The 23,157-nt window shown below is 71.6% G+C and carries 28 protein-coding genes; 13 read left to right on the forward strand and 15 right to left on the reverse strand.

Annotated features, from left to right (window positions below; all coding sequences use genetic code 11):
• Positions 1–2 precede the first annotated feature (2 nt).
• On the reverse strand, positions 3–2,225 hold the full coding sequence (locus KF837_32860) for a DNA polymerase II (GenBank protein ID MBX3232165.1): 2,223 nt from the start codon (positions 2,223–2,225) through the stop codon (positions 3–5).
• Between the two features lie 6 nt (positions 2,226–2,231).
• Between KF837_32860 and KF837_32865 the strand changes: the two genes are divergently transcribed.
• Positions 2,232–2,576 carry a hypothetical protein gene (locus KF837_32865; protein MBX3232166.1) on the forward strand — a complete coding sequence of 115 codons (345 nt, stop codon included), beginning with the start codon at positions 2,232–2,234 and terminating at the stop codon, positions 2,574–2,576.
• Here KF837_32865 and KF837_32870 read toward each other — a convergent pair.
• From KF837_32870 to KF837_32885, 4 genes are all read right to left on the reverse strand, one after another.
• Positions 2,558–3,064, reverse strand: a complete 507-nt coding sequence (locus KF837_32870) for a VOC family protein (protein ID MBX3232167.1) — start codon at positions 3,062–3,064, stop codon at positions 2,558–2,560. The two genes, KF837_32865 and KF837_32870, sit on opposite strands and share 19 nt — an antisense overlap.
• Positions 3,065–3,106: 42 nt before the next feature.
• Positions 3,107–3,817 (reverse strand): siderophore-interacting protein, encoded by a 711-nt coding sequence (locus KF837_32875; protein MBX3232168.1) that lies wholly within the window; start codon positions 3,815–3,817, stop codon positions 3,107–3,109.
• 20 nt (positions 3,818–3,837) lie between these two features.
• Positions 3,838–3,987 (reverse strand): hypothetical protein, encoded by a 150-nt coding sequence (locus tag KF837_32880; GenBank protein ID MBX3232169.1) that lies wholly within the window; start codon positions 3,985–3,987, stop codon positions 3,838–3,840.
• Between the two features lie 75 nt (positions 3,988–4,062).
• A complete protein-coding gene (locus tag KF837_32885) occupies positions 4,063–4,722 on the reverse strand; it encodes a YdcF family protein (protein ID MBX3232170.1) in 660 nt (219 codons plus the stop codon).
• A gap of 88 nt (positions 4,723–4,810) precedes the next feature.
• Between KF837_32885 and KF837_32890 the strand changes: the two genes are divergently transcribed.
• Together KF837_32890 and KF837_32895 are read left to right on the forward strand one after the other, a co-directional pair.
• Positions 4,811–5,692, forward strand: a complete 882-nt coding sequence (locus tag KF837_32890; GenBank protein MBX3232171.1) for an NUDIX domain-containing protein — start codon at positions 4,811–4,813, stop codon at positions 5,690–5,692.
• Between the two features lie 45 nt (positions 5,693–5,737).
• A complete protein-coding gene (locus tag KF837_32895; GenBank protein MBX3232172.1) occupies positions 5,738–6,334 on the forward strand; it encodes a hypothetical protein in 597 nt (198 codons plus the stop codon).
• Positions 6,335–6,371: 37 nt separating this feature from the next.
• On the opposite strand, the gene KF837_32900 is transcribed toward KF837_32895, so the two are convergent.
• The gene (locus KF837_32900; GenBank protein ID MBX3232173.1) at positions 6,372–6,875 is read right to left on the reverse strand and encodes a YdbL family protein; all 504 of its coding nucleotides are present in this window, start codon (positions 6,873–6,875) and stop codon (positions 6,372–6,374) included.
• A gap of 130 nt (positions 6,876–7,005) precedes the next feature.
• Here KF837_32900 and KF837_32905 point away from each other — a divergent pair, with 130 nt between their 5' ends.
• The 8 genes from KF837_32905 (at position 7,006) to KF837_32940 (ending at position 13,465) form a co-directional block, all read left to right on the forward strand.
• Positions 7,006–7,944, forward strand: a complete 939-nt coding sequence (locus KF837_32905) for an NAD(P)-dependent oxidoreductase (GenBank protein MBX3232174.1) — start codon at positions 7,006–7,008, stop codon at positions 7,942–7,944.
• Positions 7,941–8,351 carry a cyanoglobin gene (locus KF837_32910; protein ID MBX3232175.1) on the forward strand — a complete coding sequence of 137 codons (411 nt, stop codon included), beginning with the start codon at positions 7,941–7,943 and terminating at the stop codon, positions 8,349–8,351. Before KF837_32905 ends, KF837_32910 begins: the two co-directional genes overlap by 4 nt.
• Positions 8,352–8,411: 60 nt before the next feature.
• Positions 8,412–8,849, forward strand: a complete 438-nt coding sequence (locus KF837_32915) for an Rrf2 family transcriptional regulator (protein ID MBX3232176.1) — start codon at positions 8,412–8,414, stop codon at positions 8,847–8,849.
• A 4-nt stretch (positions 8,850–8,853) separates the two neighbouring features.
• Entirely contained in the window at positions 8,854–9,735 is an 882-nt protein-coding gene (locus tag KF837_32920; GenBank protein MBX3232177.1) for an NAD(P)/FAD-dependent oxidoreductase, read from the forward strand.
• A 47-nt stretch (positions 9,736–9,782) separates the two neighbouring features.
• Positions 9,783–11,210, forward strand: a complete 1,428-nt coding sequence (locus KF837_32925; GenBank protein MBX3232178.1) for a hypothetical protein — start codon at positions 9,783–9,785, stop codon at positions 11,208–11,210.
• A gap of 6 nt (positions 11,211–11,216) precedes the next feature.
• The gene (locus tag KF837_32930; protein ID MBX3232179.1) at positions 11,217–11,945 is read left to right on the forward strand and encodes a class I SAM-dependent methyltransferase; all 729 of its coding nucleotides are present in this window, start codon (positions 11,217–11,219) and stop codon (positions 11,943–11,945) included.
• A 111-nt stretch (positions 11,946–12,056) separates the two neighbouring features.
• Positions 12,057–12,905 carry a hypothetical protein gene (locus KF837_32935; protein ID MBX3232180.1) on the forward strand — a complete coding sequence of 283 codons (849 nt, stop codon included), beginning with the start codon at positions 12,057–12,059 and terminating at the stop codon, positions 12,903–12,905.
• A gap of 236 nt (positions 12,906–13,141) precedes the next feature.
• Positions 13,142–13,465: a DUF3634 family protein gene (locus KF837_32940; GenBank protein MBX3232181.1), complete on the forward strand. Its 324-nt coding sequence runs from the start codon at positions 13,142–13,144 to the stop codon at positions 13,463–13,465.
• Here KF837_32940 and KF837_32945 read toward each other — a convergent pair.
• From KF837_32945 to KF837_32960, 4 genes are read right to left on the reverse strand one after another with little or no spacing between them, the layout of a single operon-like run.
• Complete coding sequence (locus tag KF837_32945; GenBank protein MBX3232182.1) at positions 13,462–14,715, reverse strand: Hsp70 family protein; 1,254 nt, start codon at positions 14,713–14,715, stop codon at positions 13,462–13,464. The two genes, KF837_32940 and KF837_32945, sit on opposite strands and share 4 nt — an antisense overlap.
• A 12-nt stretch (positions 14,716–14,727) precedes the next feature.
• Positions 14,728–15,630: a hypothetical protein gene (locus tag KF837_32950; GenBank protein MBX3232183.1), complete on the reverse strand. Its 903-nt coding sequence runs from the start codon at positions 15,628–15,630 to the stop codon at positions 14,728–14,730.
• 39 nt (positions 15,631–15,669) lie between these two features.
• Complete coding sequence (locus KF837_32955) at positions 15,670–17,112, reverse strand: serine/threonine protein kinase (GenBank protein MBX3232184.1); 1,443 nt, start codon at positions 17,110–17,112, stop codon at positions 15,670–15,672.
• On the reverse strand, positions 17,109–17,666 hold the full coding sequence (locus KF837_32960) for a sigma-70 family RNA polymerase sigma factor (GenBank protein ID MBX3232185.1): 558 nt from the start codon (positions 17,664–17,666) through the stop codon (positions 17,109–17,111). The genes KF837_32955 and KF837_32960 overlap by 4 nt, the downstream gene beginning before the upstream one ends.
• Between KF837_32960 and KF837_32965 the strand changes: the two genes are divergently transcribed.
• A complete protein-coding gene (locus KF837_32965; protein MBX3232186.1) occupies positions 17,653–18,348 on the forward strand; it encodes an alpha/beta fold hydrolase in 696 nt (231 codons plus the stop codon). The two genes, KF837_32960 and KF837_32965, sit on opposite strands and share 14 nt — an antisense overlap.
• Here the strand turns inward: KF837_32965 and KF837_32970 are convergent.
• Entirely contained in the window at positions 18,312–18,905 is a 594-nt protein-coding gene (locus KF837_32970; protein MBX3232187.1) for an ATP-dependent Clp protease proteolytic subunit, read from the reverse strand. The genes KF837_32965 and KF837_32970 overlap by 37 nt on opposite strands.
• 90 nt (positions 18,906–18,995) lie before the next feature.
• Between KF837_32970 and KF837_32975 the strand changes: the two genes are divergently transcribed.
• Entirely contained in the window at positions 18,996–19,373 is a 378-nt protein-coding gene (locus KF837_32975) for a helix-turn-helix transcriptional regulator (protein ID MBX3232188.1), read from the forward strand.
• Positions 19,374–19,379: 6 nt separating this feature from the next.
• On the opposite strand, the gene KF837_32980 is transcribed toward KF837_32975, so the two are convergent.
• Genes KF837_32980 through KF837_32995 form a run of 4 tightly spaced genes read right to left on the reverse strand, consistent with a single transcriptional unit; the run spans position 19,380 to position 23,117 of the window.
• Entirely contained in the window at positions 19,380–19,931 is a 552-nt protein-coding gene (locus KF837_32980; protein ID MBX3232189.1) for a metallophosphoesterase family protein, read from the reverse strand.
• 27 nt (positions 19,932–19,958) lie between these two features.
• On the reverse strand, positions 19,959–20,465 hold the full coding sequence (locus KF837_32985; GenBank protein MBX3232190.1) for a GNAT family N-acetyltransferase: 507 nt from the start codon (positions 20,463–20,465) through the stop codon (positions 19,959–19,961).
• A 50-nt stretch (positions 20,466–20,515) separates the two neighbouring features.
• On the reverse strand, positions 20,516–20,953 hold the full coding sequence (locus tag KF837_32990; protein ID MBX3232191.1) for an SDR family oxidoreductase: 438 nt from the start codon (positions 20,951–20,953) through the stop codon (positions 20,516–20,518).
• Positions 20,954–20,987: 34 nt separating this feature from the next.
• Complete coding sequence (locus KF837_32995) at positions 20,988–23,117, reverse strand: elongation factor G (protein MBX3232192.1); 2,130 nt, start codon at positions 23,115–23,117, stop codon at positions 20,988–20,990.
• Positions 23,118–23,157: the final 40 nt, after the last annotated feature.

Genomic DNA, 23,157 nt, shown 5'->3' on the forward strand with positions numbered 1-23,157 from the left:
AGTCAGAAGAGCGAGGTCTGCGTGCCCGCGATGCGCGCGAACGACGTGTCGAGGAAGGGGAGGATCACGTCGCACACCGGCGCGAGCTGCTTCTCGAGGTAGTGACCGTAGTCGATCGGCGCGGCGCGGGCGGCGGCGGGCTCGAGGCCGCGCGTCGTCATCACGAGCACGAGCTCCTCCGCGACGTCGTTCTCCTTCTTTCGCTTGTGATAGACGAGCTCGGCGTCGAGCTTGCCCGCCTCGAGGTCACGCGCGGTCTCGAGGAGCCACGCGTCGAACGGCTCGTCCTCGAAGACGCGGCGCAGGAGCTCGAGCTGCACGCGGCGCGCGAGCGGGGTCCAGTCGCGCCGCACCGCCTCGAGCCCGCGCACGACGACGGAGCGCGCGCCGTCCGGCGCCTTCCGCACCGCGCCCGCGTAGCGCTTCTTCGATCCGCGATCGGAGTTGCGGAGGGTCGGCATCAAGAACCGCTCGTAGCGCGACTCGAACCGGAGCTCGAGGAAGCTCTCGAGGCGATGCTCCGCGCGGACCTCGGTCGCGAGCCGCGCGGTGAGCTCCGCCGCGAGCGCGGGCCCCGCCGCGGGATCGCCGCCCGCGACGAAGAGCGAGTCGGTGTCACCGTAGATGACGGTGAGCCCGCGCTCCTCGAAGAAGCGCCCCGCGCGCGAGAGGATCGCGTGCCCGCGCCGCGTGATCGAGGTGGGGAGCCGCGGATCGAAGAAGCGGCAGCCCGGCGTGCCGAGGACGCCGTAGAACGAGTTCATCAGGATCTTGATCGCGCGCGAGAGGGCGGCGTTCTCCGAGGCGATCGCGGCGCTGCGCGCGTCGTGCAAGCTCGCGATGAGCGCGGGCAGGATCGCGCCCTCGCGCGCGAACGTCGCGCCCTCCTCGCCCGCGACCGGATCCGCGCCCGGTTGGGCGAGGCCGAGCGGATCGATCTGGAAGGTGCGGATGATGCTCGGATAGAGGCTGCGGAAGTCGAAGGAGAGGACGTCGTGGTAGAGCCCCGGCGCCGAGTCGAGGACGTGGCCGCCGGGGCTCGGCAGGATCTCGACGTCGGCGTCGACGTCGCGCGCGACGAAGCCGCGGCGATGGACGCGCGGGAGGTAGAGGTGATCGAACGCGGCGACGGAGCCGCCCTGCCGGTCCATCGGCAGCCCGGTCAGGCGCGCGCGCTCCACCGCGAACCCGACGAGGTCGGCGGCGCGGAAGACGTCGAGGACGAGACGGCAGTCCTCGAGGTTGTAGTCGACGAGCGCGTCCGGCTCCTCGGCGTGGAGGCGCCGGATCTCGGCGACGGGGTCGACCGCGGCCGCGATCTTCTTGCCGCGGCCGAGGAGCTCCTGGCTCACGACCTCGAGCGTGTACCGATCGAACGAGTACGTCGCCGACTTCAACGTCGCGATCCCGTCGAGGACGACGCGCCCCGGGACGCGCCCGATCGACGCGCGGCCGGTCGTGCTCGCGATCACGCGCGCGCGCTCGCCGCCGCGTCCGATCGCGAAGGGGACGCCGAGCTCCTGCGCGCGTCGATCGAGGAGCGCGAGGTCGAACTCGAGCACGTTCCAGCCGCACACGACGTCGGGATCGATCCGCGCGATCTCGGCGAAGAGGCGGACGAGGAGCGCGCGCTCGTCGGGCACCACGATCGCGGCGGCGTGCGTGACCGGACGCGCGGGGCTCCGCACGAAGACGCGCTCTTCGGCGCCGGTCGCGATCGCGGCGGAGAGGAGCGGGCCGCCGAAGCCGTCGGTCTCGACGTCGAGCGCGAGGAGCGAGAGCGCGGGGCGGAGCTCCGCCGCGGTGACGCGCGCGCCGCGATCGAAGTAGAGGACGCCGCTCCGCTCGCGGCAGGGGCCTTCGATCGCGAGGCCGCCGGTCACGAAGCGCTCCATCACCCAGCGATCGGACGGCTTCACGTCGGACTCGAGCGTCTCGAACCCGGCCTCGCGGATCCGGTCGCGCTCGTCCCACATCGCGCGGCGCGAGCGGAAGTACAGCGCGTCGATCGGGCGCCCGTCGAAGGTCGTGAGGTCGCGCGCGACGCGGCGCCCCGCGCGCGTGACGGCGTCGCGCGGCACGAACATCACCGCCTCCTGCCGCGGCACGCGGAGGCGGACGGGCCCGTCGGCGCTCTTCGCCCAGAGGACGAGGTCGATGCCGTCGTCCGCGTCGCGCCACTCCCGTGAGAGCAGGAACGCTTCGACTCGGCGCACCTCGGGCATCGCGCGATGAAGCTGTATCATGGCGCGGTCATGGAGCTCGACGCGCTGCGCGTCCTCGTCGTCGATTGCCAGACGAGCGGCGCCACGCCGGCGCACGGCGACCTCCTCGAGCTCGGCTGGGCGGTGACGGACGCGCGCGCCTCGCTGCTCCCCGCCCGCGCCGCGAGCGCCGACCCCACCGCGAGAGGCGACCCCACCGCGCCGCGCCCGCCCTCGCGCCGCGCGCGCATCGCGGCGTTCGACGCGAGCCGGTACGATCGGCTCCGCGTCCTCGCGACCGAGCTCCGCCGCGTCGCGAAGGAAGGCGGCGCGGCCGAGGTCCGCGTCGGCCGTCACGTCGTGCCGTTGTAGGCCTTCTCCAGCTCCGCGATGTCGAGCTTCTTCATCTTCAGCATCGCCTCCATCGCGCGCTCCGTCTTCTCGGAGACGCCCTCGCTCCACATGTCGTCCATCATGCGGGGGACGATCTGCCACGAGAGCCCGAACTTGTCCTTGAGCCAGCCGCACTGCTGCGCCTTCGGGTCGCCGCCGGCGCCGAGCTTCTCCCAGAAGCGATCGATCTCCGCCTGCGAGTCGCACATCACCTGGAGCGACACCGCCTCGTTGAACTTGAAGTGCGGGCCGCCGTTGAGCGCGGTCAGCGGCTGGCCCTCGAGCTCGAAGACGACCGTCATCACGCTGCCTTCCGCGCGGCCGTGGACGTCCTGCCCCGCCTTGCCGTAGCGGGTCACCTGGACGATGCGCGAGCCCTTCTCGAAGACGCCGACGTAGAACTTCGCCGCCTCCTCCGCCTGAGTGTCGAACCACAAGCACGGGACGATTTTTTGGAGCGTTGCCATGCGCGGGATGATGCATCACCCGCGCCCGTCGCGCGAACGAGCTCAGTCGAGCCCCTTCTTTCCGACCGACCAGTACGCCTTCGTCTTGCCCGCGCGGAGCGAGCCGCTCGCCTTCAAGCGCGCGCGGAGGAGCTGGATCGCCTGCGCCTTGCCCGTGAGCGCGAGCGACGCGCGCGTGTCCTTCGCGAGCTCCTCGGCGATGCGCGCCGCGACGTCGGGGAGGTGCGCGTCCGCCGCGCCGCGCGCGACGACGGTCGCGCCGCCGAGGCCGATCGCGTCGAGCGCGCTCTTCGCCGCCGCCTCGTCGTCGACCTCGAACACGCACGTCGCGCGCCGCGCGTCGTGGAGCGCGCGGCCGGCCGCGAACGACGTCTCGTCACCGAAGAGGACGACCGGCTCGCTCAGCTCCGGGAAGCGGATCGAGCTCCGCGGCCCGAAGAAGCTCACTTCGTCGCCGGCGCGGAGCCCCGCCGCCCACGCCGCCCCCGGCGTCGTCGTCGAGTGGACGTAGAGGAGGAAGCTCGTCTCGCCGCGCTCCTTGTCCCAGCGGAGCGGGGTGTACGTGCGCATCCCGCGGCCCGGCAGGTACACCTGGACCTTGTCGCCCGGCGTCCACGCCACGCCGCGGAGCGCGTCGCCGGCGAGCTCGGCGATGCGCAGGCGCGGGCCCACGTCGCGCACGGACGCGACGCGGGCTTCGGTGAAGATGAAGCGGCCCACCACCGCCCCGAAGATCGACTTCGCGGATGCCACGAGGGCTTCGATGCCGGAGCTCAGCCCTCCGTCGCGCACCCACAATCCGCGCACGTGCACGGATCGCACTCGCAGGTCTCCCCGCAGCGGCACGCCTCGCCGCAGCCGCAGTCCGCCACGTCACAACAGCCCTTCTTCTCGTCCTGGTTCATCGCGTCTCTCTGGCTCATCGAGCGCCAGCTCCTTCGAACCTGCAGACGCACGGACCGCAGCGCGATTACAGCGCGCGGTCGATTTCTTCCGGCTCAGCCCGCGGTGACGCGACCGTCCCCGCCGAGGTCGATCGGCGCGCCGCCGTGGCGCGGCACGCGGCGCCTCGTGACGTCGACGAACGCCTTCGTCCGCGAGACGACCTCACGCGCGTGGAGCCACGCGATGCCGCGGTAGAGATGGCGATCGGAGGCCGCTCCTTCCGCCTCCATCCCGAGCGCGCGACTGCACCAGACCGCACGCGAGAGGTGGAACTGCTGCGTGACGACGATGAGCTTGCGCGCCCCGAACACGTGCTTCGCGCGCCAGACCGAGCTGTACGTGTCGAGGCCGGCGTGGTCCATGAAGATGTCGGCCGGCGGGACGCCCTTCGCCTCGAGGTAGCGCCGCATCGCGTTCGGCTCGTCGTACACCGCGGTCCGGTGATCGCCGCTGACCAGGATCTTCCGCACGCGACCCGCGCGATAGAGCGCGAGCGACTCGTCCAACCGATCGCGCAGCACGTCCGACGGTCTCCCGTCCCGCACCGCCGCGCCGAGCACGAGCGCGATCTCTACGTCAGGGGTTTCGCCCCAGACACGGCCCGCCCGCTTCTGGGGCCCCTCGGTCCTGCCGCCGGTGAGGACGATGAGGTTCGTGGCGAGGACGGCGGCCGCTACGAGGAGGATGGCGGTATAGAGACGGCGGGAGCGCACGACCATAGTCTACGTCTACGACCGGCACGGCGGGGTGATTCCCGGCGAAGGACGCACACGGATTTCACGAAATGATACATTCTCCAGAATGAAGAGGCGCACGCGAGCGTCGGTCGTCTGCGAGGCGGAGGGGCACCTCCTCCTCGTGCGGCTCCGCGACCCGACCACCGGCGTCGAGAGCTGGTTCCCGCCCGGCGGCGGCGTGGAGGAGGACGAGCGCCCGGCCGAGACCGCGCGCCGCGAGACGCTCGAGGAGACGGGCGTCGCGGTGCACGTGCAGTCGCACCTCGTGCTCGTCGATCGCTATCCGTTCCGCTGGGACGGCGTCGACTACGACTGCGTCACGCACTACTTCGCGGCCGAGCTCGAGGGCGCGTTCGATCCCGACCTCGCGCCGGTGAGGGACGCGCCGTATCACCGCGGCGCGAAGTGGCTCCCGAGCGCGGAGGGCCTCGCCGAGCTCGCGGTGAACCCGCGCATCGGCGCCGCGGTGAGCCGCGTCCTCGGCCGCGCGCGCCGCACGCGGTGGCGGGCGCAAGGCGCGCTCGAGGGCCCCGCGGGGATGCTCCTCACGCTCCACGATCACTTCCGCGTCGCGACCGAGCGCCTCCGCTTCATGTTCGAGCGCGAGCCCGACGTGCCGCTCGGCTGGGTCGGCCGCGCGTTCGCGCCGATCGCGGAGATGCTGCACCATCACCATCACGCGGAGGAGCAGATGCTCTTCCCCTTCGTCGAGCGCCGCACCGGGAGCGCGCCGGAGAAGCTCGTCCTCGATCACGGCGAGCTGACCGCCGCGATCGACGCGGTGAACGACGCGCTCCGCCCCGAGACCGCGCGCGAAGACGCCGCCGCCGCGCTCGCGCGCTTCGAGGACGTGCTCGTCGATCACCTCGATCGCGAGGAGGGCCTCGTCGTCCCGGTCCTGCTCGAGCTCGCGCCGGCGGAGGCGTGGGCGCTCATTCACGCGTAGCGCGACGTCCACGCCGGTGGCACTCCGCGTGCACCGCCCGCGATCATGAACGACGTCCTTCGCCGAGCGTTGACCGGCGCCGCCGCGGGGATCCTCGCGACCGGCGTGATGACCCTCGAATTTGCGGTCGCGAAGGCGACCGGCCTCCTCGGCGAGCCGCCGCCGAAGAAGCTCACGCGTCGCATTCTGACCCTCGTGGGGCATCGTCCTCGCGGCGCCGAGCTGCAGCTCGCCACCGCGGCCGCGCACGTCGGGTACGGCGCTGCGGCCGGCGCGCTGTTCGGGTTGCTCCCGCGCCCCGCGCGGAGCGTGGGCGGCGGCGTGCTCTACGGTCTCGCGATCTGGGCGGTGAGCTACGCCGGTTGGATCCCGAAGCTCCACCTCATGCGCCCGCCGTCACGCGACCGCTTCGGACGGCCGACCTCGATGGCCCTCGCGCACGTCGTCTACGGCGCGTCGCTCGCCACGGCGCTCCAGAAGCTTCGTGCCTCGAAGCTTCAAGGGAACGCGACCGAGCCGTTCGCGCGGAACGTGTCCGTGCCTTCCTCCGCCGACAAGGCCGTCACCGTCGCGCCGACGCCGACGGTGCCCGCGGTGAACGGCAGCCCATCGCCGTCCATCAGCCGGTCGGGTGAGCGGTGAAACGTTTCGGATCAATGCGCCCTATGCTGCGCGACCTTCAGCGCTCTTCGGTCTCCACCGTGACGGTCACCGTCTCGCGGTTGCAGAATGCAGGTATTTCGATCGCGTCGCTCTCGGTGTGGATCTCCCAGCGCGCGTCGTCGGTGCGGTAGGCCTCGCCGACCGCGACGCGATCGCGGAAGAGGAGGCACGCGGTCGTCTGCGCGACCTCCGAGACCGTGACGCCGTTTCGCTGCGCGATCTCGGTGTAGAGCGCGCGGCGCTGGATGTTGATGTGCGAGACGCGGGCGGAGAGATCGCGCGGCGCCTTCTTCGCGCCCTTCGCGTCGCCGGTGACGATGCCGAGGTAGCCCGTCGCCTCCTCGCCCGCGAGGCGATCGCGGCGCGCTTGATCGACGACCGCGTCGCGGCGCGTGCTCGACGCCGGCGCCGTCTGCGCGCTCTCGGTCTCGCCCATCTCCTCTTCTTCCATCGCCTCGGCGGCGCAGCCGACCGTGAGGACCATCGGGAGGACAAACAAGAGGAGGGAGCGAGCGGTCATGACTTACACTGGAGCACATGGTGGGCCAGCGACGGCGAGGCTGTAATTTCCTGAAATCACTGTACTCAGTGGCCGCATCTACGCGAAATCCCTGGAGCGGATGATCCATCCTTCGACTATGCCGGAGCCCATGGGAACGGTCCTCGTCACCGGCTCGGCCGGGCACCTCGGTGAGGCGCTCGTCCGCAGCCTACGCGCCGCGGGGCGGGAGGTGCGCGGGCTCGATCGGCTCGCGTCGGCGTTCACGGACGTCGTCGGATCGATCGACGACGAGGCCCTCGTCGCGTCGGCGATGGACGGCGTCGACGCCGTTCTACACGCGGCGACGTTGCACAAGCCGCACGTCGCGACGCGCTCGGCGCGCGACTTCATCGCCGTCAACGTGAGCGGGACGCAGACGCTGCTCGAGGCCGCCGTCCGCGCCGGCGTGCGCGCGTTCGTGTACACGAGCACGACGAGCACCTTCGGCGACGCGCTCGTTCCCGCCGCGGGCGAGCCGGCGGCGTGGATCACGGAGGAGACGCGGCTCGTCCCGAAGAACATCTACGGCGTCACGAAGGCGGCGGCGGAGGACCTCTGCGCGCTCGCGCATCGCAACCAGAAGCTCGCCTGCCTCGTCTTGCGGACGTCGCGCTTCTTCCCCGAGGACGACGACGACGCGGCCGCCGCCGCCGCGTACGCGGGTGAGAACTTGAAGACGAACGAGCTCCTCCATCGCCGCGCCGACGTCGAGGACATCGTCGACGCGCACCTCCGCGCGCTCGAGCGGGCGCCGCGGATCGGCTTCGCGCGCTACATCGTCAGCGCGACGACGCCCTTCCGCCGCGAGGACTGCGCGCTGCTCCGCCGCGACGCTCCCGCCGCGCTCGACGCTCGCGTCCCCGAGTGGCGCGCGGTCTACGCCGCGCGGAAATGGACGATGAACCCGACCTTGGACCGCATCTACGACAACGCGAAGGCGCGGGCAGAGCTCGGCTGGGAGCCACGCTGGGACTTCACGCGCGCCCTCCGCGAGACGTTCCCGAGCGACCTCGCCCGCGCGATCGGCAGCAAAGGCTACGACCGATGACGGAGCAGAAGCTCGGACCCGACTTCACGCCCTTCCAGGCGATCGGCCCCGAGGCCGCCGCCGCGCTCGCGAAGCGCTTCTACGATCACATGGACGCGCACGAGCCCGCGCTCGTCGCGGTGCACCGTCGCGACGAGAGCGGCGCGCGCGTCGCCCCGATCGTCCGCGAGCGCTTCACGCTCTTCCTCCTCGAGTGGCTCGGCGGACCGCGCGACTACTCGACCGCGCACGGCCACCCGCGGCTCCGCATGCGGCACGGGCACGTCCCGATCGGCGTGGAGCTCCGCGACGCGTGGCTCCGCTGCATGAACGCGGCGCTCGACGATCCGAGCATCCCGCCCGACGTCCGCGGCTTCCTCGAGCGCCGCTTCGCCGAGGTCGCAGACTTCCTGCGAAACACGGGCTGATTCGCGGCCATCTCCCGCTCGCCCTTGACAGGCGCGCCATCACGTAACATTTAAAGTTACATGAAGCGAGACAGCCGGCTCTCCGTCGCGCTGCACATCCTCATCCACCTCGGGGACGCGGAGAGCCCGATCACGTCGGAGGTGTTCGCGCGGCAGGCGGAGAGCAACGCCGTCGTGATGCGGCGCACGATGGCGGGGCTTCGCCGCGCCGGCATCGTGCGCTCGGAGAAGGGGCACGGCGGAGGCTGGACGCTCGCGCGACCGCTCGACGAGATCACGCTCGGCGACGTCTACGCCGCGCTCGGCACCCCGACCGTGTTCGCGCTCGGCGTCCGCGACGAGAGCCCCGGCTGCCTCGTCGAGCGGGCGGTGAACGACGCCGTCGGCGCCGCGCTCGCCGACGCGGAGGCGCTCCTCATGAAACGACTCCACACCCTCACCCTCGCGAAGCTCGCCCGCAGCGTCCGCGGGACCGGCACGAAGAGAAAGCACAGGTGATTCGATGTTCGACGTACTGATCGTGGGGGGAAGCTACGCAGGCATGTCGGCGGCGCTCCAGCTCGGGCGCGCGCGGCGGAAGGTGCTCGTCGTCGACGCGGGCGTGCGCCGCAACCGCTTCGCCGCCCACGCGCACGGGCTCCTCGGACGCGACGGCGTCGAGCCCGCCGTCCTCGCGGCGCAGGGTCGCCGCGACGTCGAGGCGTACCCGACCGTGACGTGGCTCGAGGGCGAGGCTGCGTCCGCGCGCAAGACGAGCGACGGCTTCGCGCTCCGCCTCGCCTCCGGCGAAGAGCATCATGGTCGTCTCGTCGTGCTCGCGCTCGGCGTCACCGACGAGCTGCCCGACCTCCCCGGCCTCCGCGAGCGCTGGGGCAAGAGCGTCTTTCACTGTCCGTATTGCCACGGCTACGAGCTCGGGATGGGGAAGCTCGGCTGCCTCGCGACGTCGCCGATGTCGATCCACCAGGCGGCGATGCTGCCCGACTGGGGCGAGACCACGTACTTCACGAACGGCGCGCACGAGCCAGCGCCGGAGGAGCTCGCGCTGCTCGAGCGACGCGGCGTGCACGTCGAGCGCGAGCCGGTCGCGAAGGTGGGCGGCGCGATCGACGTGACGCTCGCGAGCGGCCGCACGCTCTCGTTCGCCGGCCTCTTCGCCGCGTCGCAGACGCGCCCTTCGTCTCCGCTCGCGGAGGAGCTCGGCTGCGAGCTCGAGCAAGGTCCGATGGGTCCGTTCATCAAGACGGACGCGATGAAGGAGACCACCGTGCCCGGCGTCTTCGCCTGCGGCGACGCCGCGATCGCGGCCGGCGCGGTGCCCTTCGCGATCGGCGACGGCTTCCGCGCCGGGACCGCGGCCCATCGCTCCTTGATGTTCGGCTGACGTTCGCGCGCACCGGCCCCGGCGTTCGTGGTTCCATGACGTGAGGCGTGACCGGCCTCCTCCTCCGCGATTTCACCTGCGCGGTCTGCGGTGCGCCGCGGCAGACGACGGAGCGCGCGGTCGTCGTGCTCTGCCGTCATTGCGGCGCGGTCCTCGCGTTCGCCGGCGACGGCTGGACGGAGACCGCGCTCGCCGAGCGTCACGCCGCCGGTCTCCGGCAGATCGTGAAGCCGACCGCCGCAGAGGCGCGCCTCACTGCGCTGATGCTCGAGATGCCGGCGGCGACCGGCGATCGCGAACGCTGGCGCCTCGCGTGCGAGGAGCAGATCCTCCTCATGGCGATCGTGTACCCGGAGCACGGCGTACCGATCCCGACCGATCCAGAGGCCCGCGCGCGACACGTACGCGAGGCGGTCGCGATGAGCGAGATCGCGACCTTCGATCCGGAGGTCGGTCGCCGGCTCGGCGCCTACAGCGCCGCCGCGGTGACGCTCACGCAGGGGGATCCCGTCGCCGCGGCGCGCGCGATGCTCGCCGCCGCGCGCGGCTACTACGACGCGCTCCTCGCGCATCCCGGCGCTCCGCCCGGCGCGCTCCGCGAGGGCGCGGCGCACCACGCGCGCGAGATGGTGCGCGCGGCGATCGGCGGCTACGCGTCCCTCCTCGGCGTCCGCGCGGTGGAGCGCATTCGCGTCGAGGTCCTCGCCGACGCCGCCGTCGACGTCGACGTCGACGTCGCGGCGTGTCCGAAGTGCGGGGGGCCGCTCGATCCGCCGAGCGAGGGCCTCGCGCGCTGTCGCCACTGCGGCGCGGTCACGAGCGTCTCGCGCGACGACGCGTGGACCACCGCGCAGCTGGCGCTCTGGGGCATCGCGCGCGCCGAGCTCGTTCGGCGCGACGACCTCGACGGGCCGGCGCCGGTCCTCGCCGCGATGGGCGGCTTCCTCTGGACGAGCGCGCGTACGGTGCCCCCCGCGAGCGCCGCAGAGCTCCTCCGCCGCGCGATCCCGTGGGTCACGCACGCACAGCTCATGAACGGCTTCGATCTCCTCTCTCACGCCGTGAACGACGAGCAGCGCGCGCTCCTCGACGCGCTCCGCATCGAGCTCGCGGACTGGACGCCCGATCCGGCGGCCCGACCTCTGCCGCACGTGCCTGTCACCGACTTCGCGCCTCCGACGCCGGCGGACGAGGCCGCCTGGATCGAGTCGGCGCTCGCGCTCTATCGCCGTCGCGGCGGTCCGCTCCTCGAGCTGCTCGGCCAGTGCCTCTCCGCGATGCAGGTCGCCGCCGTCCACGAGACCGCGGTCGGGCTCTCCCCGCGCGCGGCGATGGAGCTCTTCGAGCGCGCCCGCCCCGGCTACGACAAGGCCGCGATGCGCGCGGAGCTCGAGAAGCTCATCCCCGGCTACGACCTCCCGCGCGTCCGCGCGTTCACGACCGCGCTCGCGGACTTGCTCTCGCGCGAGCGCTGACGCCTAATGCGACCGATGCTGCGCCGGACCTTCCTCTTCGCGTGTCTCGCCCTCGGCGTCTCCTGCAAGAGCACGCCGCCTTCGAACGAGCGCGATCCCGAAGACGTGAAGCTCGACGCGCAGCGGAAGCCGGACGAGCTCGTCGCGTTCGCCGGCATCAAGCCGGGGATGAAGGTCGCGGACCTCGCCGCGGGCGGCGGCTACACGACGGAGGTGCTCGCCCGCGCGGTGGGGCCGACCGGCGTGGTGTACGGCATGAACAGCCCGATGATCATCGAGAAGTACGTGTCGAAGGCGTGGCCGGCGCGGCTCGCGCGGCCGGTGAACAAGAACGTCGTGAAGGTCACGCGCGAGCTCGACGATCCGCTGCCGCCGGAGGCGAAGGACCTCGACGCGATCGTGATGGTGCTCTTCTACCACGACCTTTACTGGGTCGGGACCGACCGCGCGAAGATGAACGCGAAGCTCCTCGAGGCGCTCAAGCCCGGCGGCAAGCTCGTCATCGTCGATCACAGCGGCCGCCCGGGCACCGGCTCGAAGGAGGTGGACACGCTCCATCGCATCGAGGAGTCGGTGGTCCGCGACGACGTGACGAAGGCCGGCTTCAAGCTCGCCGGCGAAGCGGCTTTCCTCCGCAACCCGAACGACGCACGCGACTGGAACGCGGCGCCCGGCGCGGCGGGCGACAAACGCGGCACGAGCGATCGCTTCGTCCTCGCGTTCACGAAGCCTTGAGCCGCTCCGGCGACGCGATCGACAAGCCGGATCACTTTTCTTCGGCGCGCGTGGTAGCGTGCCGCCTGCATGCCCGGAGAAGAGGCTCGCGCCCGCGAAATCGTCACGCGTTTGAGCGCTGGAACAGCGACCTCGGACGAGGTCTTCGCCGCGTTCGAGGAGCTCGACCGACTCCCGGCGGAGGTCGTCCGTCAGGCCCTCGAGCCGTGGACCGGCCCCGCGCCGGACGTCGAGCGCCTCGACGACACGATGCGGCGCCTCCATCGTCTCCCGCCGCGCACGCCCGCGCTCGAGACGCTCGCCTCCGTCCGCGACGCCGACGTCCTCGATCTCGGGCCCGTCGCGGAGGCGCAGCTCCGCATCGCGGGGAAGACGTGGGACGGGCAAGACCTCGAGCCGGAGGAGCGCCTCGACGGCGAGCGCGACGACTCGTTCGCCGGCACGCTGGAGCGCCGCGTCCTCGGCGAGGGCGGCCGTCCGCTCTTCGACGTCATGCTCTTCGGCGAAGGCTCCGGCGTCATCTTCGCCGCCGATCGCACCGACGTCGCCGGCGTCCTGGTCGACCACCGCGTCGAGATGCGCGACCGCGCCGCGCGCACCGCGCTGGAGCAAGCGCTCACACGCGCCCCGTCGATCCCGGCGCCCGTCTCGGTCTCCGAGGCGATCACGCTCCGCCGCCCGACCACCCAGCTCGAGCTCGAGCTAACGCCAACCCCCGAGCCCGAGCCCGAGCCTGAGCCTGAGCCTACGGCGAAGCCTAAGAAGAAGGCCGCAGCCGCACCGAAGAAGAAGGCGACGACCGCCAAGAAGAAGACCGCCGCAGCCGCCGCACCGAAGAAGAAGACGAAGGCCGCCGCGGAGGCGGAAGCGGAGGCTGCGCCCCCCGCGAAGAAGAAGGCGGCGGCGAAGAAGACGACCGCCAAGAAGAAGACGAGCGCGAAGAAGAAGGCCGCGGACTGATCCTCGCGGCGCCGGAGGGCCGCGGGCTTTGCGCCCTCGTGGCGTCGCGGAGCTGCGGCCCTGTGCACCTTCAACTGCGAGCCCGAACCCAAACCTGCGCGCGGCCCTCGTACCTCCCACCGCGAGCCCAACCCCAAACCTGCGCGCGTCCCTCGTGCCTTCCACCGCGGGCCGAAACCTTGCGCGGTCGGCGTGCGTCCGCGCCGCGCCGCGTCGCCGGGCGCTATGCTGCATGGGTGGACATGCTCGTGTGGGTCGCGGTTGTCGCTGGGGTGCTCGGCGCGCTCTACGTTGCCGCGACGCGGGCGATCACGGTGTGTGAGCTCGCGATCGAGGACGGGGCGGTGCGCGTCGTTCGCGGCGGGGTCGCTCCGCCGATCCTCGCCGATCTCCGCGACGTCGCGCGCACGCCGAAGATCGCGCGGCTCCGCGTGCGCATCGTCCGCTCGTCTGGGCGCGCCGAGGTGCAGCTGCGCGGTGACGTGCCGGCGCCGCAGGCGCAGCGCATCCGCAACGTCGTCGGGAGCGTCCCGCTCGCGCGCCTCGCCAACTCGCGCTAGCGGAGCGCGAGGCCGGTTGCGACGGAGATGAGCTCGCCGCCGGCGCGGATGCGAGAGACGCCGAAGCGGTCCTCGAAGATGCGGCGCACCGCGGGGACGAAGGAGCTGCCGCCGGTGAGGAACACCTGGTCGACGTCCTTGCGGTCCACCCCCGCGCGATCGAGGAGGCGATCGACGCACGACGCCATCGTCGCCATGTCCTCCGCGATCCACTCCTCGAACTGCGCCCGCGTGACGGCGACGTCGATCGCCACCGGATCGTCCGCGAACGTGAAGCGTGCCTCCGTCGCGCTCGACAGCGCGACCTTCGTCCGCTCGACCGCGCGATAGAGGTGATACCCGAGGTCGTTCTCGATCACGTGGAGGAGCGCGCGGATCGGCGCGCGGTCGCGCGTCTGGCTCGCGATACCCTCCAGCAAATCGATGTTCTTCTTGCTCTTCAAAAAAGAGAAATGGTGCCAGCGGAGCAATCGCGAATAGATCCACACCGGCACCGGTAGGTCCTTTTCGCCCATCAATGCCCGATACGTAATGCCCATTCCGAGCTCGGGCGCCACGAGCTTCTTCATCAAATGAGCGTCGAGCGCGTCACCGGCGATCCCGACGCCGTCGTTCCCGAGGATGCGCCCCGCGCCGAGGTGGCGCTGCCCCGGACCGACGCGCACGAGCGAGAAGTCGCTCGTGCCGCCGCCGAAGTCGGCGATGAGCACGAGCTCGTCGTGGTCGAGCTGCGTCTCGTAGTAATGCGCCGCCGCGACCGGCTCGTATTCGAGCTCGACGTCGTCCCACCCCGCCGCCGCGAGCGCCGCGCGCAGCCGCTCGACCGCGAGCGCTTCGTCCTCGCTCCCCTTCTCGCTCGCGAAGTGGACCGGCCGCCCCACCACCGCGCGCGTGCCGAGCGGCCCGAGGTCCGACTCCGCCGCCGCCCGCAGCTCGCGGAGGAGCGTCGCGAGCAGATCGACCAGCGACGTCGTGCGCCCGAAGATGCTCGTCGCCTGGAAGGTGCGGTCCGCGAGGTACGACTTCATCGACTGGATGAGCCGGCCGTCGCCCTCCGCCGCGAGGTAGCCGTCGATCGCGCGCGGCCCACCGACCGGCCGCTGGCCCGACCGGAAATAGAGGATCGAGCGGAACGTCTCCGTCGCGCCGGCCGAGGACGTGTAGCGCGCGAGCCGGACGGGCGCCTTCGCCTCGTCGTCGATGACCGCGACGGCGCTGTTGGTGGTTCCGATGTCGAGCCCGACGCGCATCGCCGCGCGAGCTTATCGCATCAAGCGGAGGAGGAGCAGGATCGGCGCCGCGCACGCCGCCGCGGCGAGGGCGGGCGCCATGCCGAAGCGCAGCGCCGACACGACGTCGAGCACGATCAGCGCGAGCGCGGCGTGGCCGAAGAGCGCACGGCCGCCGATCGAGCCCCGCCGCAGCGACGGCGCGCTCGCCGCCATGACGAGGCCGGCCGCGAGGACGCCGTACGCGACGGCGCGCGCGCCGCCGGCGAGCGGGACGCCCTCGAGCGTGCGGCCGCGCCACAGCTCGAACATGACCGTGCCCGCGGTCGCGAGGCCGTTCACGAGGCCCAGCGCGACGACCCACCGCCGCTGCGGCGGCGCGCTCGGGAGCGCGTCGGCGCGGCGCGCCTCGCCCTCGTCGTGGAGCCGGCGCCGCTCGGAGCTCAGGCCGCCGCGCGGGATCCCCAGCCGCGCGCGGAGATCGCCGAGCGGGATGTCGAGCACCGGATCGACGCTCGGGACCGATCGATAGAGGGCGCGCGCGCCGGCGCGGCGGGCGTGCAGGAACGCGCGCAGCGTGCGCACCGGCGCGAGGGCGAAGCCGACGAGCACGGCGACGACGTTGAGCGCGTAGACGACCGGCGTCCGGCACCCGCCGACGAGCTCGAAGGCGCCGATCTCCGCCTCGCCGACGAGGTCGGTGCCGTAGCCGGTCGCGACGTGATGCAGGTCGTGGAGCGGGATCGCCCACTTGCGATCGGACGAATTCGTGAAGGTGTACTTGCGGCCGAACGCTTCGACGTCGAAGGTGTCCGCGGTGTAGCCGCCGACGTCGAAGCCGTTCTCCTCGAGGTAGGCGTCACGCGCGGCGCGGACGGAGAGCGAGGACGGGAGCGGGCGGCGGTTCTCGGAATGGGAGTAGACGGCGGGGATCATCGACCGTACGTCCGCAGACGCGGGGCGGGACCCGACACGTCATTCGCTCATTTTCTTCGCGACGATCGGCGTCTGCCAGAAGACGACCGGTATCGCCGCGGAAAGACAGAGCAATGCACCGAAGCCTGGCGCCGCCCAAGCCGGGTAGATCGTCGCCGCGCCGATGTAGACGACGCAGAAGAGCGGGACGAGCCCCATCCACCGCTCGGTCGTGATCGCTGCGTACGTGAGGAGGATCGCCATCGAGATCGCGTCGCCGAGGAGGATCTCCTGCCCCGAAGACCCGAGGCGGAGCGCGAAGAGGCGGTGCACGATGAAGCCGATGACCGGGAGGACGAAGAGGAGCGCGATGCGACGGTTGTAGGCGCTCTCGATCAGCATCCGGCGGAACACGACGCCGACGACGACCATCGCGCCGAACGCGAAGAGCGCGAGGCCGAGGAGCCCCTCCGTCGTCGCGGAGACCGGCGAGCCCGCCGTCGCGATCCCGGCGATCGTGAGGATCGCGGCCGCGAGGCGTCGCTTGTTCCGCGAGACCGCCGCGTCGGGATCGGCGCCGACGACGGCGAGGAGCTCCTCCATCGACGCGAACCTCGCGCTCGGCTCCCGCGCCAGCGCGCGCGCGATCGCGGCGCCGATCTCGGAGGGGACCTCCGACGCCGGGATCGGCTCGCGCCTCCCCGCGACGACGGCGTCGCGCAGCGCGAGCACGTCTTCGCCCGCGAACGGAGCGCGGTGATAGAGCGCGCGGTGGAGCGCGACCGCGAACGCGAACTGATCGCTGCGCGCGTCCACCGGCTCGCCGAGGAACTGCTCCGGCGCCATGTAGGCGGGCGTGCCGATCACACCGGCGCCGAAGTCGACGACGCGCGGCCGAGCGTCCGCGCCGAGGAGCACGTTCTCCGGCTTGAAATCGCGATGGACCACGCCCGCGGCGTGCGCGGCGGCGAGCCCGCGCCCCGCCGCGGCGAAGACGGAGAGCACCTCCCGCCACGATCGCGGCGGCTCGCGCGCGAGCCACGTCGCGAGCGTCCCGCCCTCGACGAGCTCCATCACGATGAAGTCCTCGCCGCCCGCGTGACCGACCTCGTGGATCGCGACCACGTTCGGGTGCACGACCTTCGCGAGCGCGCGCGCCTCCTCGAGCAGCGCCGCGCCGGCGCCGACGACCTTCACCGCGACGCGGCGATCGAGGCGCGCGTCCTTCGCCTCGTAGACGATCCCCATCCCGCCCGCGCCGATCCGGCGCACGACCTCGAACGCGCCGATGCTCCGCGGCTCGAGCTCCGACGCGAGCGTGTCCTCCACGATGCGCTCGGGCGCGACCTGCCCCGCGCGGCGATCGGCCTCGAGCAGCTCGACGACCTCGCGCCGGAGCGACGCGTCGCCCGCGCACTCGCGATCGAGGAACGGCTCGACCTCGGCGGCGGGGAGGACGACCGCGTCGTCGAACAGCTCCTCGATCCGCGCCGTGCGCGTCATGATCCGAGCTCTCGCGCGAGCCAGGCGCGCGCGAAGCGCCACTCTCGCTCGATCGTTCGCGTGCTCACGCCGTGGAGCTCCGCGATCTCCTCCTCCGTGAGGCCCGCGAACGTGCGGAGCATCGCGACCTCGTGCCGGCGCGGGTGCTCCACCGCGAGCCGCGCCATCACGGCCGAGAGCGCGAGCACGTCGTCGACCCTGTCCGATCCCGGCGCCGCGATCGAGATCGCCGCGACGTCCTCGTGCTTCGCGCCGCCGCCGCGCTTCTGCGCCGCGCGGCGGCGCGCGCGGTCGACGACGATGTCATGCATCGCGCGCGCGGCGGCGCCGAAGAAGTGCGCGCGCCCGTTCCAGCCCGGATCGCCGTTCGCGACGAGCCCGAGGTAGGCCTCGTGGACGAGCGCGGTGGGCTGGAGCGTGGCCCCCGGCGCCGCACGCGCGAGGCGCACGGCCGCGAGGCGCCGGAGCTCGGAGTACACGAGCGGCAGGAGCTGCTCGGCCGCGATGCCCGTCATCGGATCGCCGGCCAGGATACTCCGTATGCTGTCCGGCATGAATCAAGGTCCGACGTGGCTCTACCTCCACGGCTTCGCGTCGAGCCCGGCGTCGAACAAAGCGCGCGCGTTCGTGAAGTGGGGCGAGGAGCACGGCCTCGCGGTGCGCGCGCTCGATCTCCGGGTCCCGTCGCTCGAGCACCTCCGCTTCTCGAGCATCCTCCTCCGCGTGCGCGCGGAGATCGGAGCGGAGGACCGCGTCGTGCTCATCGGCTCGAGCCTCGGCGGGCTCACCGCGTGCCGCGTCGCCGAGGTCGAACCGCGCGTCTGCGCGCTCTTCCTGATGGCCCCCGCGTTCCGGCTCGCGGAGCGATGGCGCGCGCGGCTCGGCGAAGACGCGTGGCGGCGGTGGAAGGAGCAGGACGCGCTCGAGGTGCCCGACCACGCTACCGGCAAGACGACCTTCGTCGACCACGGCTTCGTCGCCGAGCTCGAGGCGCTCGACGTGGGCTTCCCCGACGTCCGCGTGCCTACGTGCATCGTGCATGGAACGAAGGACGATGTCGTCGACGTGGAGCTCTCCCGCGCGTGGGCGCGCGACCGGCGACACGTGCGCCTCGTCGAGGTCGACGACGGCCACGAGCTCGCGCGCTCGGTGCCGCGCATCCTCGCGGAGGCAACGGCGTTCTTCGCGCCGTTCGGCGTTCAGGCGGCGTCGGAGAACCGCTCGATCACGCGGTGAACGAGGCCGTACGCGCGGGCCTCGCTCGCGTTCATCCAGAAGTTGCGATCGGTGTCGCGTACGATCTTGTCGTACGGCTGCCCCGTCGCGGCGGAGAAGATGCGGTTCAGCCGCTCCCGCATCTGGACGATCTGCGCCGCCTCGATCTCGATGTCGGACGCGTTCCCGCCCATCCCGCCGAGCGGCTGATGGAGCATGAAGCGCGTGTTCGGGAGCGCGAACCGGTTCTCCTTCTTCGCCGCGCAGTAGATCAGCGCGCCCGCGCTCGCGACCCAGCCGGTCCCGATCATGACGACGTCGGGCGCCACCGCGCGCACGAGGTCGAAGATCGTGTCCCCCGCCTCGACGTGCCCGCCCTGCGAGTGGACGAGCATCCGGATCGGCTCGTCGCTCGCGGCCGCGAGGGCGACGAGCTGAGCCGAGACCGAACGGGCGAGCTTGGTGTCGACCTCGCCGTAGACGAGCACGGTGCGCGACGAGAAGAGCGCCTCCGCTGCTCGTCCGAGGAACGCGTCCGCCTCCTTGACGACTTCCTGCTGGGGCATGGCGGAGAGCATCGTCCGCTTCCCGGCGCGGGCCCATGTCCGATCGTCTCGATCTTCGGGCCAGGCGTGGACCGCGGCCGTGGTTCGAGCCATCCTGGACCCATGGACCTCCCGCTCGTACCGCCGGCCTCGCTCCCGCACGTCGCGCGCGCGCTCGACGCGATGCGCGCCGATCCCGCCCGCCGCTGGACCGTCGCGGAGCTCGCGCGCCGCGCGGGCCTCTCGCGCGCGGCGTTCGCCCGGCGCTTCAAGGAGGCGACCGGCATCTCGCCGCTGCGCTGGCTCGCCGAGCATCGCCTCACGCTCGCGGCGGAGCGGCTCCGCACGTCGGGCCTCACGCTCGCGCGCGTCGCGGCCCTCGTCGGCTACGCCTGCGAGTTCGCGTTCGCGAAGGCGTTCAAGCGCGCGTACGGCCTGCCGCCCGGCGTCTACCGCCGCCGCGCCCGCACCGCGGCCCCGGCCTTCCGCGCCGCCGCCTGACGAGGCTCACGGAAGCCACGTTTTTCCTGTCTCGCAGCTGACGTGCTTCATCGCGAGCCGGCCGGCGGCGAGCTCCATCACGCCGAAGACGATCGGGAGGTGGAACCGGCGCGGGCCGATCGAGCCCGGGTTGAAGACGCCGAGGTCCTTGTCCCGCCCGATGAACGGGACGTGCGAGTGGCCGCAGACGACGAGCTGCGCGTGCTCGCTCTTCGCGAGGCGCGCGGCGTCGGCGCGGAGCTTCGGGCCGTTCACCGCGATGTGGAGGAGGAGCAGCGTGAAGAGCTTCGCGTCGCCGTCGACGAAGTCGAGCGTGACCGCGTCCGGCAGCGCGTGGGCGTCGATGTTGCCACGCACCGCGACGGTGGGCGCGATCTTCGCGAAGTCGTCGACGACGGAGAGCGCGCCGATGTCGCCGGCGTGGAGGATGAGGTCCGGCTCCTCCGCCGCGACGAGCTCGGCCGCGCGCGGGTGCGGCTCGCTGTGCGTGTCGGCGATCACGGCGACCTTCACCGCGCCGTTCGACACGGGCACCGTCTGCCGCCGGCGGTCCTTCAACGCGTACACGACGCCGAGGATACGCCGTCACCGCGCGATCGGCTTCGTCATGGTGATCGCGGGCTGGTTCGACACGTACGCCGCCTCGACCGGCAGGATCGGGCGGTACCCGGCGCGCGCGAAGAGCGCCCGCGCCTCGTGGTTCGTCTCCGCGGTCAGGAGCGACATCGACACGGCGCGCCGCTCCCGCGCGTGCTCCTCCGCCGCGTCGAGCAACGCCCGCCCGACGCCGCGCCGCCGGAGATCGTCGCGCACCGCGATCGCGTCGACGTACCCGACGCTCGGATCCTCCCACGGCCCAAACGCGCGCCCCAGCGCCGTGACCCGCACGACGACGAACCCGAGCCGCCGCATCGTCCGCTCGTCCTCCGCCATCAGCACGCCGGCGTCGGCGCGAAGCATCCGCAGCGCGTGCGCCGCGGGGTTGCGCGCGTACGGCGCGAAGGCCTCCTCGCTCAGCGCCACGATGAAGCCGCGATCTGCGGCGCGAGCCTCCCGGACGATCGTGCGCAGCGGCGACAGGCGCGTCGACATGACCCAAGCAAAGCGCAGCTCGAGCGCGGGCGCGAGGTCTGCCGTGCGTGCTACGCGATGCCGAGGCCGCCGTCGACGCCGAGGACCTGGCCCGTCATCCACGTCGAGCGCGGATCGCCGAGCGCGACGAGCCAATGCGCGACCTCGTCGCTCGAGGCCATTCGGGGGATCGGGAGGCGCGCGATGCCGGGCGTCTCCGTCGGACCGGGCGCGACCGCGTTCACGCGGATCCCGTGCGGCGCGAGCTCGAGCGCCCACGACCGCGTCAGCGCGAGGACCGCCGCCTTCGTCGCGGCGTAGACGGACTGGTCGCGCATCGCCTTGTACGCCGACGTGCTGGACACGTTGAGGATCGAGCCCCTGCTCTCCTGCCGGCGTGGGAGACCGAGCCGGTCGTGGTCCACGCGCTCTACCGCGCCGCGCCGCGTACCTCGAGATGGAGCGGGGCTCCCGCGCCTGAACGACGAAGCCCCCGCTGCGCGGGGCAGCGAGGGCTTCGGGGCGCGCGCGCCGTGGGCGCGGTTACTTCTTCGCTTCGGCGGCGAGCTTGGCCTTGTAGGCCTTGATCATCTCGTCCTGCTCCTGGCGCGGGACGACGGAGTACTTCGCGAACTCCATCGTGAACGTGCCCTTGCCCTGCGTGGCAGAGCGGAGGTCGGTCGAGTAGCCGAACATCGTCGTGAGCGGGACCTCGGCGACGACGTTGACGGTGTCGCCCGCGATCGTCTCGAGGATGACGCCGCGGCGCTGGTTGACCTGACCGACGACGGCGCCCTGGAACTCGGTCGGCGCGTCGATCTCGACCTTCATGATCGGCTCGAGGATGGTCGCGCCGGCCTTGTCGTAGGCCTCGCGGAAGCCCATCATCGCGGCGGTCTTGAAGGCCATTTCGGAGGAGTCGACGGCGTGGCTCGCGCCGTCGTTCACGCAGCAGCGGATGCCGACGACGGGGAAGCCGATGAGGCCGCCCTTCTTGATCGCCTCCTTGAAGCCCTTGTCGCACGAGGGGATGTACTCGCGCGGGATCGCGCCGCCGACGACGTCGTCGACGAACTCGTAGGTCTCGACCGCGTCCTGCGGGAGCGGCTCGATGTAGCCCATGACCTTCGCGTACTGACCCGAGCCGCCGGTCTGCTTCTTGTGCGTGTAGTTCATGTCCGCCTTGCGCGAGATCGACTCGCGGTAGGCGACCTGCGGCTTGCCGGCGATGACCTCGCAGTTGTACTCGCGCTTCATGCGCTCGATGTAGATGTCGAGGTGGAGCTCGCCCATGCCCGAGATGATGGTCTGCTGGGACTCTTCATCTTGATGCACGCGGAAGGTGGGGTCCTCCTTCGTGAAGCGGTTCAGCGCCTTCGAGAAGTTCGTCTCCGCGCCGCGGTCCTTCGGCGCCACCGCGAGCGAGATGACGGCGGCCGGGACGTGCATCGAGGTCAGGGTGTAGTTGACCTTGCCGTCGGTGAACGTCTCGCCCGAGCTCGCCTCGACGCCGTAGAAGGCGACGATGTCGCCGGCCTCGGCGACCTGGATCTCCTCGCGATCGTCCGAGTGCATGCGGAACATGCGCGGGACGCGGACCTTGCGGTTCTCGTTCGAGGTGTTGAAGATCGTGTCGCCGCTCGCGACCTTGCCCGAGTAGACGCGGAAGTACGTGAGCTGGCCGTACTTGTCCTGCTGGAGCTTGAACGCGAGGCCGACGAACGGGCCGTTCGGATCGTTCTCGAGCGCGACCTTCTCCTCGTTCTTGTCCTGGTCGTGCGCCTCGTTTTTGACCTCGGTCGGGCTCGGGAGGTAGTGGAAGACGCCGTCGAGGAGGAGCTGCACGCCCTTGTTCTTGAAGGCGGAGCCGCACATGACCGGCGTCATCTTGAGCGCGAGGGTCGCGCGGCGGATCGCGGCGCGGATGTCCTCCACCGAGATCGGCTCCTCGGCGAGGAACTTCTCGGCGAGCGTGTCGTCGACGTCGGCGACCTTCTCGATGACGTGCTGGCGGCGCGCGTCGGCGGCGTCCTTGTACTCGGCCGGGATGTCGACCTCCTTGATGATCTCGCCGTCGTTGCCCTCGAAGAAGAAGGCCTTCATCAGGATCGGGTCGATGATGCCCTTGAACTCGTGCTCGGCGCCCATCGGGAGCTGGATCATCACCGCGTGATGACCGAGCTTCTCGCGCAGCATGTCGGCGACCTTCTCGTAGTTGGCGCCGGGGTTGTCCATCTTGTTGACGAAGGCGATGCGCGGCACGTGGTACCGCTTCATCTGCTTGTCGACGGTGATCGACTGGCTCTGGACGCCCTTGCCCGAGTCGAGGACGAGGATCGCGCCGTCGAGGACGCGGAGCGCGCGCTCGACCTCGATCGTGAAGTCGACGTGGCCTGGCGTGTCGATGATGTTGATGTTGATCGGCTCGAGCTGCTTCTGCGAGCCGGTCCAGACGCAGTACGTGGCGGCGGACTGGATCGTGATGCCCTTCTCACGCTCGAGGTCCATCGAGTCCATCTTGGCGCCGACGCCGTCCTTGCCGCGGACCTCGTGAATCTTGTGGATGCGGCCCGTGTAGAAGAGCACGCGCTCGGTCAGCGTCGTCTTGCCGGAGTCGATATGCGCCGAGATGCCGATGTTGCGGATTCGTTCGAGGGGGATCTTAGCGGCCACGGAAATTCTCTCTGGTTTCGGTAGGAAGGCGTCCGGGGAC

The sequence above is a fragment of the Labilithrix sp. genome, assembly GCA_019637155.1.
In the GTDB taxonomy this organism is placed as follows: domain Bacteria; phylum Myxococcota_A; class Polyangia; order Polyangiales; family Polyangiaceae; genus Labilithrix.

What these genes read in the sequence shown, in the direction of transcription:
- KF837_32985 (MBX3232190.1), bottom strand. Translation starts at nt 20,465, where the DNA reads ATGTCGACGCGCCTGTCGCCGCTGCGCACGATCGTCCGGGAGGCTCGC.
- KF837_32945 (MBX3232182.1), bottom strand. Translation starts at nt 14,715, where the DNA reads ATGCGCGTCGGGCTCGACATCGGAACCACCAACAGCGCCGTCGCGGTC.
- KF837_32960 (MBX3232185.1), bottom strand. Translation starts at nt 17,666, where the DNA reads ATGCCGGACAGCATACGGAGTATCCTGGCCGGCGATCCGATGACGGGC.
- KF837_32860 (MBX3232165.1), bottom strand. Translation starts at nt 2,225, where the DNA reads ATGCCCGAGGTGCGCCGAGTCGAAGCGTTCCTGCTCTCACGGGAGTGG.
- KF837_32975 (MBX3232188.1), top strand. Translation starts at nt 18,996, where the DNA reads ATGGACCTCCCGCTCGTACCGCCGGCCTCGCTCCCGCACGTCGCGCGC.
- KF837_32870 (MBX3232167.1), bottom strand. Translation starts at nt 3,064, where the DNA reads ATGGCAACGCTCCAAAAAATCGTCCCGTGCTTGTGGTTCGACACTCAG.
- KF837_32880 (MBX3232169.1), bottom strand. Translation starts at nt 3,987, where the DNA reads ATGAGCCAGAGAGACGCGATGAACCAGGACGAGAAGAAGGGCTGTTGT.
- KF837_32915 (MBX3232176.1), top strand. Translation starts at nt 8,412, where the DNA reads ATGAAGCGAGACAGCCGGCTCTCCGTCGCGCTGCACATCCTCATCCAC.
- KF837_32900 (MBX3232173.1), bottom strand. Translation starts at nt 6,875, where the DNA reads ATGACCGCTCGCTCCCTCCTCTTGTTTGTCCTCCCGATGGTCCTCACG.
- KF837_32930 (MBX3232179.1), top strand. Translation starts at nt 11,217, where the DNA reads ATGCGACCGATGCTGCGCCGGACCTTCCTCTTCGCGTGTCTCGCCCTC.
- KF837_32890 (MBX3232171.1), top strand. Translation starts at nt 4,811, where the DNA reads ATGAAGAGGCGCACGCGAGCGTCGGTCGTCTGCGAGGCGGAGGGGCAC.
- KF837_32950 (MBX3232183.1), bottom strand. Translation starts at nt 15,630, where the DNA reads ATGATCCCCGCCGTCTACTCCCATTCCGAGAACCGCCGCCCGCTCCCG.
- KF837_32970 (MBX3232187.1), bottom strand. Translation starts at nt 18,905, where the DNA reads ATGCTCTCCGCCATGCCCCAGCAGGAAGTCGTCAAGGAGGCGGACGCG.
- KF837_32905 (MBX3232174.1), top strand. Translation starts at nt 7,006, where the DNA reads ATGGGAACGGTCCTCGTCACCGGCTCGGCCGGGCACCTCGGTGAGGCG.
- KF837_32955 (MBX3232184.1), bottom strand. Translation starts at nt 17,112, where the DNA reads ATGACGCGCACGGCGCGGATCGAGGAGCTGTTCGACGACGCGGTCGTC.
- KF837_32965 (MBX3232186.1), top strand. Translation starts at nt 17,653, where the DNA reads ATGCTGTCCGGCATGAATCAAGGTCCGACGTGGCTCTACCTCCACGGC.
- KF837_32865 (MBX3232166.1), top strand. Translation starts at nt 2,232, where the DNA reads ATGAAGCTGTATCATGGCGCGGTCATGGAGCTCGACGCGCTGCGCGTC.
- KF837_32910 (MBX3232175.1), top strand. Translation starts at nt 7,941, where the DNA reads ATGACGGAGCAGAAGCTCGGACCCGACTTCACGCCCTTCCAGGCGATC.
- KF837_32895 (MBX3232172.1), top strand. Translation starts at nt 5,738, where the DNA reads ATGAACGACGTCCTTCGCCGAGCGTTGACCGGCGCCGCCGCGGGGATC.
- KF837_32920 (MBX3232177.1), top strand. Translation starts at nt 8,854, where the DNA reads ATGTTCGACGTACTGATCGTGGGGGGAAGCTACGCAGGCATGTCGGCG.